This window comes from Helicobacter pylori, from assembly GCF_006440215.1.
Classification (GTDB): domain Bacteria; phylum Campylobacterota; class Campylobacteria; order Campylobacterales; family Helicobacteraceae; genus Helicobacter; species Helicobacter pylori_CS.
In genome coordinates this window covers 54,447-69,202 of sequence record NZ_VEZH01000007.1, presented here as the reverse complement: position 1 = coordinate 69,202, position 14,756 = coordinate 54,447, and the positions used below count along the sequence as shown (strand labels likewise).

The 14,756-nt window shown below is 38.3% G+C and carries 10 protein-coding genes and 1 pseudogene; 7 read left to right on the top strand and 4 right to left on the bottom strand.

What is annotated here, in order from left to right; all coding sequences use genetic code 11:
• Nucleotides 1-714 precede the first annotated feature (714 nt).
• Complete coding sequence (locus FIM44_RS04570; protein ID WP_120926667.1) at nt 715-1,005, top strand: type II toxin-antitoxin system antitoxin; 291 nt, start codon at nt 715-717, stop codon at nt 1,003-1,005.
• Between the two features lie 13 nt (nt 1,006-1,018).
• Nucleotides 1,019-1,289, top strand: a pseudogene (locus FIM44_RS04565) (HP0892 family type II toxin-antitoxin system mRNA interferase toxin).
• Nucleotides 1,290-1,393: 104 nt separating this feature from the next.
• Here the strand turns inward: FIM44_RS04565 and FIM44_RS04560 are convergent.
• Nucleotides 1,394-1,918, bottom strand: coding sequence for an acyl-CoA thioesterase (locus FIM44_RS04560; RefSeq protein WP_140579236.1), 525 nt, complete (start codon nt 1,916-1,918; stop codon nt 1,394-1,396).
• 140 nt (nt 1,919-2,058) lie between these two features.
• On the opposite strand from FIM44_RS04560, the gene FIM44_RS04555 reads away from it, so the two are divergent.
• From FIM44_RS04555 to FIM44_RS04540, 4 genes are all read left to right on the top strand, one after another.
• The gene (locus FIM44_RS04555; protein ID WP_140579235.1) at nt 2,059-2,907 is read left to right on the top strand and encodes an SDR family oxidoreductase; all 849 of its coding nucleotides are present in this window, start codon (nt 2,059-2,061) and stop codon (nt 2,905-2,907) included.
• Nucleotides 2,900-3,880 (top strand): FecCD family ABC transporter permease, encoded by a 981-nt coding sequence (locus tag FIM44_RS04550; RefSeq protein WP_000921458.1) that lies wholly within the window; start codon nt 2,900-2,902, stop codon nt 3,878-3,880. Before FIM44_RS04555 ends, FIM44_RS04550 begins: the two co-directional genes overlap by 8 nt.
• Nucleotides 3,880-4,647, top strand: coding sequence for an ABC transporter ATP-binding protein (locus tag FIM44_RS04545; protein ID WP_140579234.1), 768 nt, complete (start codon nt 3,880-3,882; stop codon nt 4,645-4,647). The genes FIM44_RS04550 and FIM44_RS04545 overlap by 1 nt, the downstream gene beginning before the upstream one ends.
• A gap of 73 nt (nt 4,648-4,720) precedes the next feature.
• Nucleotides 4,721-5,683, top strand: coding sequence for a glycosyltransferase (locus FIM44_RS04540; RefSeq protein ID WP_238699895.1), 963 nt, complete (start codon nt 4,721-4,723; stop codon nt 5,681-5,683).
• Between the two features lie 161 nt (nt 5,684-5,844).
• Here the strand turns inward: FIM44_RS04540 and FIM44_RS04535 are convergent, their stop codons facing one another.
• The 3 genes from FIM44_RS04535 to murJ all read right to left on the bottom strand — a co-directional run bounded on the left by FIM44_RS04535 (nt 5,845) and on the right by murJ (nt 12,817).
• The gene (locus tag FIM44_RS04535; protein ID WP_140579233.1) at nt 5,845-9,735 is read right to left on the bottom strand and encodes a vacuolating cyotoxin family protein; all 3,891 of its coding nucleotides are present in this window, start codon (nt 9,733-9,735) and stop codon (nt 5,845-5,847) included.
• A 223-nt stretch (nt 9,736-9,958) separates the two neighbouring features.
• On the bottom strand, nt 9,959-11,356 hold the full coding sequence (cysS, locus tag FIM44_RS04530) for a cysteine--tRNA ligase (protein WP_140579232.1): 1,398 nt from the start codon (nt 11,354-11,356) through the stop codon (nt 9,959-9,961).
• The gene (murJ, locus tag FIM44_RS04525; protein ID WP_140579231.1) at nt 11,357-12,817 is read right to left on the bottom strand and encodes a murein biosynthesis integral membrane protein MurJ; all 1,461 of its coding nucleotides are present in this window, start codon (nt 12,815-12,817) and stop codon (nt 11,357-11,359) included.
• Between the two features lie 91 nt (nt 12,818-12,908).
• On the opposite strand from murJ, the gene FIM44_RS04520 reads away from it, so the two are divergent.
• Complete coding sequence (locus FIM44_RS04520; RefSeq protein ID WP_140579230.1) at nt 12,909-14,753, top strand: FapA family protein; 1,845 nt, start codon at nt 12,909-12,911, stop codon at nt 14,751-14,753.
• The last annotated feature ends 3 nt before the right edge of the window (nt 14,754-14,756 follow it).

Genomic DNA, 14,756 nt, shown 5'->3' with positions numbered 1-14,756 from the left:
GTTTTTTTGGGGGATTTTAATGAAAAATCTTTTTTCTTTTGAACCCTCTCTCTTAAATCCTCTTTTTTTAGGGGGTTTCTTGTTTTGAACCCTTTGTTTTAGGGGGCTTCTTATTGAGAGATTTCTTTTCTTAAACCCTCTTTTCTTAAACACTTTGTTTTTTTGGGGGGTTTGATGTAAAATCCTTTTTAGCGTTTTTTGTAACCAATGATAAAAGAGCTTGCCAAAAGCAAGCGATAATTTTAAAAATGAAAAAATCTTTTTAGCGTTTTTAGTGATTAGTTAGTGGAAAACTTGGCGTTAATTTAAGCGGTAGTTTTTAAAAAAGTGCTTCTTTTGGGGGGTTAAGTTCGAGATTAAAAGGGGGAGAATGGTTTCAAATGCTTCCTATCTTTTTAAGAAAATAAAATAAAACTTTAATAAAATGAGTTTTATAATAAAATCAAATCTAAAACGATTATTTTTCACTCACAAAACTTTTATTTTTTTAAACTTTTTTAAAATTTTTTACTAAAAGATCTTTTGATCTTTTCACTGATTTTTCAATCCGCTTCTTTTTAATCTTTTGATCTTTAATTTTTTAATCTTTAATCTTTTCATTAACTTCCCAATCCGCTTTTCAATCTTTAAGTTTTAATTTTCTAGCCTTTTTAATCCCGCTCTATCGCTTGCACTATAATGAACTTGTCATCTTATATTTTTAAAGGAATAAGCATGCCAAACACCACCGCAGAAAAAGACTACACAAAATACAGCGAAAAACAGCTTTTTAATTTTTTAAATTCTATCAAGACCAAGCAAAAAAGAGCGTTAGAAAAATTGAAAGAAATCCAAACTCAAAAACAAAGGATTAAAAAAGCGCTCCAATTTAAAGCGCTAAACCTAACCGAAAATGGATACACCATAGAAGAAGAGCGAGAAATCTTAGCAAGGGCTAAAGATACCAAGAACCACCTTTGTTTTAAAAGCATAGAGGATTTTAAGAAGCATTGTGAAAACTTATAAATAAGATTTAAAAATGCTGACGATTGAAACCAGTAAAAAATTTGATAAGAATCTTAAAATTCTTGTTAAAAATGGGTTTGATTTAAAGCTTTTGTATAAAGTGGTTGAAAATTTAGCCACAGAGCAACCCCTAGCTCCCAAATACAAAGACCACCCACTCAAAGGCGCTTTAAAAGATTTTAGGGAATGCACCTAAAACCGGATTTATTGCTTGTCTATCAAATTAAAAACAAGAAAACACCCTCTTTTTAGTAAGACTAGGCAGTCATAGCGAGCTGTTTTAATCCACCCGCACAATTTATAACGCTTAAACCAAATCGCTCAAACCAACTACCCCCTTTTTAGGGGTAAAATTTAGGGTTAAAACACCGCTCACGCTTTTTTCGCTTCACACACCCTCGTGTTTCCCGCTTTTTAAATACCCTCGTGTGCGCATTTCCTTACGCTTCAAAGCCCCTTCATAACGGCGGATTTCAATCTCTGTTTTAGGCTCGTATTTAGGCATGGGGGTGGGTTTGCCATTTTCCACAGCCACCATGGTGAAATAGCATGAATTGGTGTGCGTGATTTCACGAGTTTTAATATCTTCGCTCAAAACCTTAATCCCCACTTCGCACGAGGTGTTGCCCACATAATTGATGCTGGCTAAAAAAGTGAGCAAATTCCCTACAGGAATGGGGTATTTAAAAGTAACCCCATCCACGCTTAAAGTGACCGTTCCTTTTTTGCAATAACGAGCCGAGCACACATAAGCCACTTTATCCAATAAATTCAATAATTCCCCCCCATGCATGACATTGTTGAAATTGGCGGTTGTAGGCACGACCAGATAGCTCATCAATAATTTAGTGCAATCGGCTGTGTCTAGGGTGAAATCAAAATGATTGGAATGCGATGATTGTATGTGAGGCATTGTTTCTCCTTGAATTAAAATTGATGTTAAAAATGTCTTTTGTAAAAAACATTTCAAGAACTATATATTAGTAAAAATTAAGTAATATTGAGTGAATATTAGAGGAATTACAAAAATAATAAGAGAGTTGGCGTTAGATAATGGGCGAGAAAAAAGAAAGCCAAAAGGTGGCAATTATCACCGGGGCGAGTTCTGGGATTGGGTTGGAGTGTGCGTTAATGCTGTTAGATCATGGGTATAAAGTCTATGCGCTCTCTAGGCATGCGACTTTGTGCGTGGCGTTAAACCATGCGTTATGCGAGAGCATTGATATTGATGTGAGCGATTCTAACGCTTTAAAAGAAGCGTTTTTAAACATCAGCGCTAAAGAAGATCATTGCGATGTTTTGATCAATTCCGCCGGTTATGGGGTGTTTGGGAGCGTAGAAGACACGCCTATTGACGAGGTTAAAAAGCAATTTGGCGTGAATTTTTTCGCCCTTTGTGAAGTGGTGCAGTTTTGTTTGCCCTTATTAAAAAACAAGCCCCACTCTAAAATTTTTAATCTTTCTTCCATAGCAGGGCGCGTGAGCATGCTCTTTTTAGGCCATTACAGCGCGAGTAAGCATGCCTTAGAGGCTTATAGCGATGCCTTGCGTTTAGAGCTTAAACCCTTTAACATTCAAGTGTGTTTGATTGAGCCAGGCCCGGTGAAAAGCAACTGGGAAAAAACCGCTTTTTCAGTTGAGAATTTTGAGAACGAAAACAGCCTTTATGCCTTAGAGGTGGATGCGGCTAAAAGCTTTTATTCTGGCGTGTATCAAAAAGCCCTAAGCCCTAAAGCCGTGGCGCAAAAAATCGTTTTTCTTGCCATGAGTCAAAAAATCAAGGCCCGCTATTTGATCGGCTTAAAAACCCAATTGTTGTTGGCGTTGTATAGAATCCTCCCGAGCAGTTGGTATGATTCTTTGTTCAGATTAATCGTTCTTAAAAGGAAGCGTGATGCTTAAAACCTATCATATTGCCTTAGCTTGCGTGATTTTAGCGGTGGTGGTGCTGTTGTTTGGAGGGGAGTCCTTGAGTTTGGAAGAATGGCAAGAAGTGTGCCTTAATGTGAAAAACCACTTTTTGCATAATGAAGAACTGAGCTCTTTAAGTATTATTATTTTAGAAATACGACTACCACGAGTAATTTTAGCTCTTTTGGTGGGAGCGAGTTTGTCTGGGAGTGGGGTGGTGATGCAAACGATTTTTAGAAACCCCTTAGTGGATCCTTTTTTATTAGGGATTTCTAGCGGCGCGATGTTAGGCGTGGCGATGGCGATAGCGGTAGTGGAGTCTAACATTGCGATTTTAGCGTTTTTTGGGGCGATTTTAGCCAGCCTTGCTGTATTAGCGATGAATAGGGTTTTAGGCAATTCCGTCCTTTCATTGGTGCTTTCAGGGGTGGTGTTGAGCGCGTTTTTAAGTGCGTTAGCCGGAGCGATAAAATTCTTTGTGATCCCCCAAAAAGCGCAAGCGATTGTCGTGTGGCTTTTAGGGAGCTTGTCTTTGAGCAGTTATAAGGATTGCTTGATCGCTTTCATAGGGCTATCTTTAGGCTTTATCCCGCTTTTTTTGTTAAGGTGGCGTATTAATTTATTGAGCTTGAGCGATGCGCAAAGTTTGAGTTTGGGCATTAATCCGGTGCTGTTGCGATCGCTTTGTTTGGTGTGCGTGAGCGTTGCGAGCGCTTTAGCGGTGAGCGTGTCTGGCACGATTGGCTGGATTGGGTTAGTCATTCCGCATGTAGCGAGGTTGTTTTTTGGGGCGAATTTACAAAAACTGCTTTTAAGCTCTTTGTTAATGGGAGCGTTTTTCTTGCTTTTAGCGGATGTGGTGGCTAAAACCATTACCCCCTATGATTTACCGGTAGGCATTGCGACTAGCGTTTTAGGAGCGCCTTTCTTCTTGTGGCTTTTATTCAGGACTAGGGGGGTGTGATGGTCTTAGAAGTTAAAAACCTGTCCTTTAAATATTCTCAAAAACTCATTTTGGATAAATTGAGTTTTAGCGTGCCAAAAAACAGCATTACCAGCATTTTAGCGCCTAATGGATCGGGTAAAACCACGCTTTTAAAATGCCTTTTAGGGCTTTTAAAACCTTTAGAAGAAACCGAAATTAAAGCGTGTAACAAAAATATTTTACCCTTAAAGCCTTATGAAAAAGCCAAATTGATCGCTTATATCCCCCAAGTGGAATCTTATGCGTTTAATTTCAGCGTGTTGGATTTTGTCTTAATGGGGAAAGCGACGCATTTGAATCTATTCGCTACGCCTAAAGCTAAGCACATTAAAGAAGCGACTAGCGTTTTAGAGCGCTTGAATTTAGAGTCCTTAAAAGATCAAGGCATCAACGATCTCTCCGGCGGTCAAAGGCAAATGGTGCTTTTAGCCAGAAGTTTGTTGCAAAGAACGCCCTTATTGTTACTAGATGAGCCTACGAGCGCTTTAGATCTAAAAAACCAAGCCCTTTTTTTTGATGCGATTAAAGACGAGATGAAAAAACGAGAATTGAGCGTTTTAGTCAATATCCATGATCCGAATTTGGTTGCCAGGCACTCCACGCATGTGGTCATGCTCAAAGATAAAAAACTTTTTTTGCAAGCTTCCACGCCAATCGCTATGACTTCACACAATTTAAGCGCGCTCTATGACACGCCCTTAGAAGCGATCTGGCATGATAATAAGCTTGTCGTGTATGCGTTGTAGAGTTTGAAAATAGGGGATTTTTAGTTATAATGTTTTGTTTATTTTCATTTTCAAGGATTTTATATGGAAATTAGTGCGTCTGTTACCCCCCGCTGAAAATGCAGAAAAATTAAAGCGAACTATAGCCCCCTTTAGCGCGTTTTCTGGTATTGAATTTTGTGATATTTCAAAGAATGACGCTTACCCTTTTAAATTGGTTTCTCAACTTTTCTTAAGAATCAATCCTTTCGCTAAAAAGCGTTTTTCTAAAATGATTTTATGCCGTTTGCTGCTAGCAAGTATTTTTTCTCAATATGAAAAAATAATCATGTTTGATGTGGATACCTTGTTCGTGGGCGATATTAGCGAGAGCTTTTTTATCCCTATGGATGGAGCGTATTTTGGAATGGTTAAAGAAGACTTGTCTCTCTTTGGTCTGGATAGTTTGGATAAATTTCTTAAGAATCGTATTGATTGTATTAGGTATTTTGAACTTGATGAAGAGAGCATATTGCCTACTGAAGAACTTATAACTCTCTATCGTAATCATTTTAATGTTGGATTTATGATAGCTAATCTTAAACTTTGGAGAGATGATAATTTAGAAGAGAAGCTTTGTGAGTTTTTTGTTGCAAGAAATCATTCTTTGATTTGCCCAGAGCAAGACACAATAAACATTGTATGTGTCAACAAGATTTTACCAATCTCGGATTCGTATAATTTTTCTCATCGACTATTCTATAGAAAAAAGATTAATGAAAAATCTGATGTTTGCATGGTTCACTTTTTTAGCCATGAAAAGCCTTGGAATCATTCTTATTTCCATTTACCTTATGCTACAAAGTGGCATGAAACACTTTTTAAAACCTCTTTTGCATGGGATTTTTTTGAAAATTACAAGAACCAATTTGAAAATTACAAGAACCAAATAGAGAATCTTGGTAATAATAAGAGAAATTTTTTTGAATTTTTAAACACTAGGCTGAATAAAAAAACTCTTATACAATACATTTTGTTTAAGGTTTTTAAAAAGCTAGAGTCTTTTTGTTTGCGTTAGTGGAGTTTATTTTTTAAAGACTAATCCCTTAGGGGTTGGTTTGTTGATAACACATTAGCATGAAAGAGATGATAAACCAAATAAAACATGAGATCAAAGTCCCAAAGATCTACACTTCTTAAATCCACCCCATGCTTTAAGCATGGGTTTAAGAGCAATATTTAGAAACTATACCTCATTCCTAAATTGGAAGCGAAATGGCCTATATTGGAAATCAAATTGTGCAAATAAACAAAGCCCAAATTCAAAAACACTTCTTTAGCTAATTTCAATTCCCCACCCATCATCACTCTCGCATGGGTATTTAAAGGGTTGCGAGCGGCATTCACTTTAAAGGTGTTTAAAGACACCGCATTACTAGAACCAAAGTTAGCAAATTCTTGTAACACTCCAGCATTCATATAGAAGTATGAAGTGTCCCCATAATAATAACGCGCTTCCACATTAGCGCTAGCGTTGAATAAATGCTGACTGCTTGCGCCATTTTTTAAAGCCGTTTTATTGGTGCTGTTGCTTTCAAAGTTGGTTGAACCTAAATGGTTATAGCTCACGCCCACGCTTGGTTTTAACACTAAAGCGTTCCTAAAAAACACAAAGTCATAACCATAGCTCGCTCTTGTTGCAGCGCCATAGGCTAAGTAATTATAGCTTTGATTCAAATCTCGCAATAAAGCACTTTTGAAATTCAAGCTTGATTGATCACTCCCTAGCGCCCCTTGAGCTTCAAAATCAAATTCATGCCGGTTAGCAAAGATACGGCTATACACGCCAAAATTAGCGTTATTGGCTCCAGAATTAAGAGAGTTCGCTTGATTATTAAAAGAGCTATAACCATAGCTTCCAAATCCGCCTACAATGGCTTCCACTTTCTCATTAAGGTAAGCATCTACGCCTGCACTTGTGCCATATAATGAAGTGTTGCCACCGCTATTTAGGCTCGCTCCTCCAATAGCGTTAGCCCAAACATTGGTGGGTTTTTCATATTTAGGGGCAAATTGATACAACACTTCTGCGGCGCTTTCTAAAGAAGCGAATCTTTGGTCTTTTAAAGCTTGCAAGCGTTTGGCGAACGAGTCAATATTGTTGGTGTGCCTCCTAGAGAGATTGACTAAACGAGAATTTAAGATCATCGCATTACTCAAGCTCAAAGTTTGCAAACCATTTGTTTTATGCTCCAAACTGGCTATGTTGTTTAAAGCGTCAGTAGCCGCATTCAATTGCTTGGTGATTTCATTAGCGCTTGTAGCATCAATCATTGTTCTGGCATAACCCGCATTATGGCTATCAATCAATAAGGTTTGTAAGAGATCCCTGCCTTGCGCGCCTGAGTTGGCATAAAGCGTGTCAATATCTTTAGAGCGGTTAGCCAATTCAAACACGCTTTCAATGGTGCCAAAATCATGCTTATTGATAGCGACTAAATTAGGAGTGGCGCTATAATGAGCGAAAGGAGCGTTCTTTATGAGAGCGTAGCTAGCGAAACGCGCATTTTTAGTGGCGTTTGTGGGTAAATTTGTGGTATTGCCACCATTCTCAGCAGGTGTAGCATTACCTAAATAACGCACAGAGATTTTAGAGCCATTAGCCGTTTTACTGATGCCTATATTTTTCCATGCCTTACCAATAAGATACTTGTAATTGTCAGGGTTATTCACCATGGCTTGATTGCCAATAGCCATCCCGCATGCTTTAATGTCATCGGTATTTCGCACCACACAAGTATCCATGCGGTTATTGTTGTTATAAAGGGCTAGGCGCTCGTTGAATTGTTCTATTAGATTAACATTACTAATGCTTTTAGTGCCTAAAGAAACATTTTCATAACCGATGATTTTCGCTTTCAATAAGACATGTTCTTTATTTTTAATGAGATCTTGAGCGCTGTTAATTTTGATAAGCGGTTTGTAAAATCCAGTCGCACTATCTATATCATTATTAAAACTCATGACTGCTGCATTGCCTACGCTTAAGGTTTCTATATTCCCGCCTCGAACCAAATAATTGATAGTGCCTTGATTGTTGATAAAATTCCCCTGAATGGTTACATTTGAAAATTGGCTATAATCCATGACTGCATTGGGGCCTAGGGTTAGATTATTAAACATAAGTTGTGCCGTGCCCCAAGGGCTTCCTTGAGGCCCAAAAGCAAGTTTGTTGGCGATTTCAACATTTTTAATATTTCTAGCGTCAAAATAATTCCAAGGGGCGTAGTAAAGCTCGTTTATAACCAATTTTTCACCGCTTTTAAATTTAACACCGCCAGAATAGATTGACCTAGTGCCAGTTTCCAAACGCACGGTATTGATGCGCGATTGACTGCCTATATCTTCGCTAAAATTAGTGTATTCCCCCACACTTATCCCATTAGTTTTAACCAACAATTCATTAATGTTGAAGTTTTTAATGGCCACATTAGTGGAAGCTGTAATGAGCTTGTTGATATTGACCTTGTTTGTAACACCACTAAAATCTAAGGTGTTGAAACCACCATTACCAGTATCAATATCTTTAAAATTGACCGTATGAGCGCTCGCTTTTAAATTCACAAATCTTCCCAGACTGATATTGTTATTAAAAGCGATTGTGCCGTTTTTGGTATCCACACCAGCCTTAAACTCAAAATTTGCGCTTGATCCTGCCAAAGCATAACCGCCCACTTGATTATTCACCATCAAAGCCCCATCAACGGTGATATTCCCGGTTAGATTTTCCACTAAAAGAGAGCGCCCGCTCGCTTGATTGGACAGATTGACACCGCCTTTGCCGATATTCAAATTAGCCGCATTGGTGGTAAGAGAAGCTGTATACCCTCCCACTTTAATCGTGCCATCAGCGTTAGTGTTGATGCGGTTGATATTGACCACCGTGTCTTTAGCACCAGCAAAAGGCCCATCAATGACTTGCGTGGGTTGAATTTCTGTTTTTTGTCCGCTATTGGGTGGGTTAATGACCTGAGTGTTACTATTATTTTGACTGCTTTCTTGTTTGTCGTTTTTAGCGCTTTCATTTTTGTCGTTTTTAGCGCCACTTTGAGAAGGGGTATTATTAGGTTTATCCTTATAGCCGCCTTCTGGGGGGGCGATAATGTTTAGCCCGGCGCTTTGCCACAAATCCAATGTGCCAATATAAGTCTTTTTACTGGCGATAATGCCTGCTTGAGCGGCGTTTCTATCGCCCACAGTGAGATGGTTAAAATTCACTTCCCCTGTTACTTTTGAAGTGTTTATCGTGCTGTATGAAGGGGCCAAATACGCTCCCACGTATTGCAAACGGCCCATCCACACATTACCCATTAATTTAACGCTGTTTGAAGCCAAATTGAGCGTGGCGCCATCATAAAGAGAAATTTCTGCGTTTTTATCGCTAGTGATCCCTTCTGAAGCTTGCAAAGTTAAAACCGTAGAGCTGGCTTTCCTCCCGGCTCCAGAACCCACACGATTATTGATTTCTAAAAAATTATCAATTAAGATATTTTTAGCGTTGAAATCCACTCTCGTGGTGCGATCGGCGCTATCCTTATAGCTTGTAAAAGAATTGCCATTGAATTGGCCCAAGCGTAAAGTGGCTTTTTGCATATTGACATCTAAATCCCCACCGGTGTAGTTTCTTAGCCCTGAGAGCTTATAAGTCCCTACAGCGTCTTTCATATCCACTTCAAGCTTATTCCATTGCCCGCCTTTGACCCAATAATGCCTAGCGGCATTCCCCCAATCCCAACCTCCATCAATCTTACTGGATAAAAGGGATTTGTATAAGTCGTATTCCTTGTTAGGGAATCCATTAAAGCCTCTGCCTGCTTGAATGCGCCAAACTTTTTCGGGTTTATCCGGGGTTTTATTGGCTTCTTCGGCTTGTTTGAGCCCCCAGCCAAGAAGCCCTGAGACCGTTCCTACAGCGGTGCCTGTAGCGATACCCCCAACAATGGCTGGAATGATCACGGTTGTGAAAAAGGCGGCATGACTTTGTTGCGGTGTGATGCTGACCAACGCTCCTACTAAAGCGAGAGAAACCAGAGGGCGATTGATTTTGCGGTGTGTTTGTTGTATTTCCATTTCTTTCCTTTCTTCTTGTAAAACGATTTTTGCACAAAGGGTGCGACTTTAGACTGAAAAATTTCTGTTGTATTTACGATTAAGGTTATAAATATGTAGTATCTACAACCAATATTCAATTTCTATCAAATTAAAGTAAATAGAATATAAATTCACAAGATTAAAAAGTAATCATGGCTGAAATTTTTGGATAGAATGTGTAAAAAGGTAAAATTGGAGGCGTTTAAAAAAACTTCTCCCAAATCGTGCCTTGTGGGGTGTCCATCAAAGCGATTTTTTGTTTCAAAAGCTCTTCTCTGATGCTATCGGCTTTTAAAAAATCTTTTTGCTCTTTGGCGCGTTTTCTTTCTTCTATCTTGTTTTCAATTTCTTGTTTTTCGCTTTCACTCACGCCTAATTGGAAATAGGCGCTAGGGTCTTTAAACCCGATGCCAAGCAGTTCTTCTATGAATTTCAAATTCGCTAAAATTTCGCCCTTTAAAGCTTTGTTTTTGGGGTTTTGATCCAGTTTTTCATTCATAGAAGAAAGCATGCTTTCTAAAACGCTCAACGCTTTAGAAATGTTTAAATCATCTTGCATGCATTCTAAAATTTCTTTTTTGAAGTCCGGATTGATTCCTCCAAGATCCCCTAAAACGCGCTGTTTTAAACGATAGATTTTATCCAAGCGTTTTTTACTCACCAACAAGTCTTCTTCATTGAAATTCAAAACAGAGCGGTAATGCACCCCTAGTAAGTAATTACGCAAAATTTCGCCATCATAGTTTTTGAGAGCGTCTTTAATAAAAAAGCTATTCCCTAAACTTTTAGACATTTTTTCGTTATTGATATTCACAAAGCCGTTATGCATCCAGTATTTGGCAAGCTCCACGCCAAAGGCGCAACGGGTTTGGCACGCTTCATTTTCATGGTGGGGGAATAACAAATCCGCTCCGCCTGCATGGATATCAATTTGATAGGGGGTGTTTGCGAGCGCTAGAGTTTCAAAAACCATGCTAGAGCATTCTATATGCCAGCCAGGGCGTCCTTTGCCTAAAGAGCTATCAAAGCCCACATCATTATCCCCCTTATAGCTTTTCCATAGCACAAAATCCTGCTCAAGCCGTTTTTCTTGCACCAAACCAATACGGCCAAATTCAATGCTGCTATTATGCACGCTCAAAGAGCCGTAATCTTTATCCTTGCTCGTGTCTAAATAAATATCCCCATTAGAAACCTGATAAGCGATATTTTTTTCTAAAAGCGTTTCAATCATGCTTGCCATAGCGTCTAAATACTCGCTCGCTTTAGGCTCTAGGCTGGGTTTTTTCACATTCAAAGCGTTCAAATCCCTCGTGTAAGATTCAATATAAATGCTACTTAATTCTTGAATGCTTTTGTTTTCTTTTAAGGCTTTGTTGATGATTTTATCGTCAATATCCGTGAAATTCCTTACTAACATTACTTCATAGCCGCTCAATTCAAGCGTCCGCCTTAACAAATCAAAGGCAATCGCGCTCCTGGCATGCCCTAAATGAGCGTCATCATACACCGTAGGCCCGCACACATAAATATTCGCCTTTTTTTCAACTAGAGGCTCAAAAGGGACTTTTTGTTTTAATTTGGTATCATAAATAAACATTTAAAAACCTTGAAAATAATAAAATAAATATAAATGTGTAACCCACGATTTGAACGCTAAGAGTAATAAGATTTCCACGCAAGCGAGGAAAAGAATTACAAGCCATGATTTCAAGTTTTTAATTATACCCAAGAATGGTTGAAAGCCAAACGCTTTTATCGTTAAAACCAATAAAAATAACCCGCTCAAACTATTCGCTAAAGCCAAACCTAAAACCCCTAACAAAGGCATCAAACTCAAAGAAGCCGCTAAACCTAAAAAAAGCGAAATTAAAGAGATTTTAGCCGCTTTTTTTTGCTCTAATTTCGCATAAAGCCATAAAGAAAAGAGTTTGGTTAGCCCAAAAGGGAGCAAGCCTAAAAGATAGAGCGAAAAGACTTGCGAAGTGATTAGGGTGTCTTTAGGGCTAAATTGCCCCCTTTCAAATAAAAGCTCTGTGATTTCTTTGCTTAACATTATCCCCCCAATACTGCAAAGAAGCAAAACCCCCACCAAAAAAAACCACGCCTTTTGCAAGCGTTGTAAGATTAAATCCTGCTGATTGTTTTTAATAGCGATCGCAATGCTAGGGAAAAGGGCTGTGGATATAGCTATGGCAAATAAAGCTAAAGGGAGCTGGAAGACTCTATTAGCGTAATACAAATAAGACACGCTCCCACTCGCTAGAAAAGAGGCTATCGTGGTGTCTAAAAAAGAAGCGATCTGAGCGCTAGAATTGCCTAAAACGCTGGGGAGGAATTGCTTGAAAAACGCTTTCAAATCCTTTTTAACTCTTTGAGAGCGGTATTTTTTTTTGAGCGCGTTTTTAGTCTTAAAGCCCAAAAATCCTTTCCATAATAAATTTAATAAGCCTAATTTTACTAAAGGATAAAAATGCAATAAAATTTGAGCCACGCCCCCTAAAAGCACGCCATAGCTCAAGTAATACAACGCTTCTAAATGCGTTTTTTCTTTAGAAATCAAAAGGGCTAAAATCATGCATAAATTGAGTAAGCTTGCGCTATAAGCGCTGGCAAAAAAGCTGTGTTTGTATTGCAAAAGCGCGCCTAAAAAAGTAGTGATAAACACCAATAAAAGATACCAAAAATTGATCGCTACAATAGGGGCACATAGTTTGAGTTTTTCTTCATCAAAGCCATAAGCGAGGAGTTTAGCTAGCCATAAGGGATTTAATGCCACCAATAAGCACCATACCAATAAAACGCCACCAAAAATAAGCCCCACCAAACTCGCAAAGCTCCCTTTAATGGAGCTTCGTATGAAGCTTGGCAAAAAGCTTTGAGAAAAAGAGCCCTCCGCAAAAATACGCCTGAATAGATTAGGCAATTTGAAAGCCACAAAGAAAATATCGCTATACACCCCGGCCCCTAGAATATTAGCCATCATCAAATCCCGTAAAAAGCCAAAAATCCTAGAGCATAAAATCCCTAAGCTGTTGGTTAAAAATATTTTTTTTAGCATACTGGTTGTATTTATTACCTAATTTTCAGCGTTTTTTTGTTAGCATATTCCTTTTTTCAAATTCTTATATTATACCATTTAAGGATTAAAAATGAGCTTGGAGCATTTTGCCCCTATAAAAGTTGAGCGGTGTAAAGACATTCAAAAAGAATTAAAAAAAGCGGCTGCTGAAAATAAATTACAAACAGAAGATCTATGGTTTGAGATTTTAAAAACTTCTATTTTTATCAAAAACAGCGCTAAAGACGATTTTAGCGAGGCTTTTGGTGGGGAATTGCAACAATTAGAAGAAGATGAATACTATGAAAAAAAAGAGCTAACCCTTTATCAAACCCACGATATTAAAATCAAATCAAACGCTTATAAGCGCTTTTTTGAGGTGGAAGTGGATGAACATTTGAGTAAAATAGAAATCGTTTTAGACGAGTGTTTTATTGTCCTAGACACTGAAGAGCATTACCAAGAAATGTTTGGATATATTAAAGAGCGTTTGGCTTTTGAGGGCGTGGTGTTTAGGCATTTTTCACAAATGTATGAAAATTTAAAAACAGAGTTAAGAAAATATAAAAAAGAAGCCCAAAATAAGCGTTTTATTTTATACGCTTCTCCAACCTTTATCCCTAATACAGAAGAACAATCCCATTTTTTATTAGAAGAAGAATACCTGCCAACGCACATTATTCCCTTAAGCGATCAAGAAGAATCGTTTGTTAAAGAAAATTATTATATCGCTAAAGAAAACCAAAAAGTCGCTTGCGTGAATTACCCCAAACAAGGCAGAGATGGCCGTAACCTTAAAGGCCTTTATATTGAATTATCTAAAGTTGCCAATTCGCCCACCCCTATAGGGCATGACAAAAACGCTTTTGAAGAAAGAGAAGAAAATAACGCTTTAGTGTATTACTCCAAAGCCTTACAAGGGGTTAAAATGGAAAAAGGGCGTTTGGTTTCTAAGCAAAATTTTGTTTTTAAAAACGGGATCAAATCCATTGAAACGCCCAATCTTTTAGGGGGAGTGGAGAGCGGTTTAGTTTTAGAGATTCAAGCTAAAGATGAATTGAGCGATGCGATTGATTCTAACCTCATTTTAGAAGCGAGCACGATTAACATTAAGGGCAATGTGGGCAAGAATGTGATCTTAGTGGCCAAAGAAATCACTATAGAGGGGCAAATCCACCCTGAAAGCTATGTCTATGCCAATCAAGCGCGTATCACTAACCATAAGGGCGTGTGCTACGCTAAAGAGTTTGAGTGCAAGTATTTAGAGCGCGCTAAAGTGTATGCCAATAGCGTTAAAGTGGAAGCGAGTGCAGGGAGCGTGGTCTATGCGAAAGAAATCGCTTTAGAAAAGCTTAAAAGCGACAACAAGCTGTATTTTTCCAAGCAATGTTGGATTGATGAGGTGGATGGTAATGGCAACCGCTTTATTTTTTACGCTTTTGGGGGGCGAGAAAACCAAGAAGAATTGAAGATCGCTAAACAAAAACTCAATGCGTTAGGGTTAAAATCTAAAAAAATCATCGCTCAGCACCAGTCTTTAAACCATTTGGTTAAAAACCATCAAGCCATCATGGAAAAGCTTAAAAACGCCACTGAAGAAATCAAACGCTCTTTAATGCAACAAGAAAGCGTGAAAGACGCTTATAGCGAGTTTATGTTTGCTTTGAAGCGTTTGAAAATCTTAAAAGCTCAAATGCTAGAATTACAAAAAATCAATAATGAATGTTACGCTAAACTCATTAGCATAGAAAACAGCTTCCAGCATGCAAGCATTACGACTAAAAACCCTTTCAAGCAAGAAAATATCGTGATTTACCATCGCAATTACCCAAAAGTGAGCAACTTAAGCGCTATGTTAAGCCATAATGAAAGCGTGAACGTGATCTATGAAGATCATAAAATCAAAAAAATCCCTAAAAGCGCTATAAAAGGCTAGAGC

What these genes read in the sequence shown, in the direction of transcription:
- murJ (WP_140579231.1), bottom strand. Translation starts at nt 12,817, where the DNA reads ATGCTAAAAAAAATATTTTTAACCAACAGCTTAGGGATTTTATGCTCT.
- FIM44_RS04555 (WP_140579235.1), top strand. Translation starts at nt 2,059, where the DNA reads ATGGGCGAGAAAAAAGAAAGCCAAAAGGTGGCAATTATCACCGGGGCG.
- cysS (WP_140579232.1), bottom strand. Translation starts at nt 11,356, where the DNA reads ATGTTTATTTATGATACCAAATTAAAACAAAAAGTCCCTTTTGAGCCT.
- FIM44_RS04570 (WP_120926667.1), top strand. Translation starts at nt 715, where the DNA reads ATGCCAAACACCACCGCAGAAAAAGACTACACAAAATACAGCGAAAAA.
- FIM44_RS04550 (WP_000921458.1), top strand. Translation starts at nt 2,900, where the DNA reads ATGCTTAAAACCTATCATATTGCCTTAGCTTGCGTGATTTTAGCGGTG.
- FIM44_RS04535 (WP_140579233.1), bottom strand. Translation starts at nt 9,735, where the DNA reads ATGGAAATACAACAAACACACCGCAAAATCAATCGCCCTCTGGTTTCT.
- FIM44_RS04560 (WP_140579236.1), bottom strand. Translation starts at nt 1,918, where the DNA reads ATGCCTCACATACAATCATCGCATTCCAATCATTTTGATTTCACCCTA.
- FIM44_RS04520 (WP_140579230.1), top strand. Translation starts at nt 12,909, where the DNA reads ATGAGCTTGGAGCATTTTGCCCCTATAAAAGTTGAGCGGTGTAAAGAC.
- FIM44_RS04545 (WP_140579234.1), top strand. Translation starts at nt 3,880, where the DNA reads ATGGTCTTAGAAGTTAAAAACCTGTCCTTTAAATATTCTCAAAAACTC.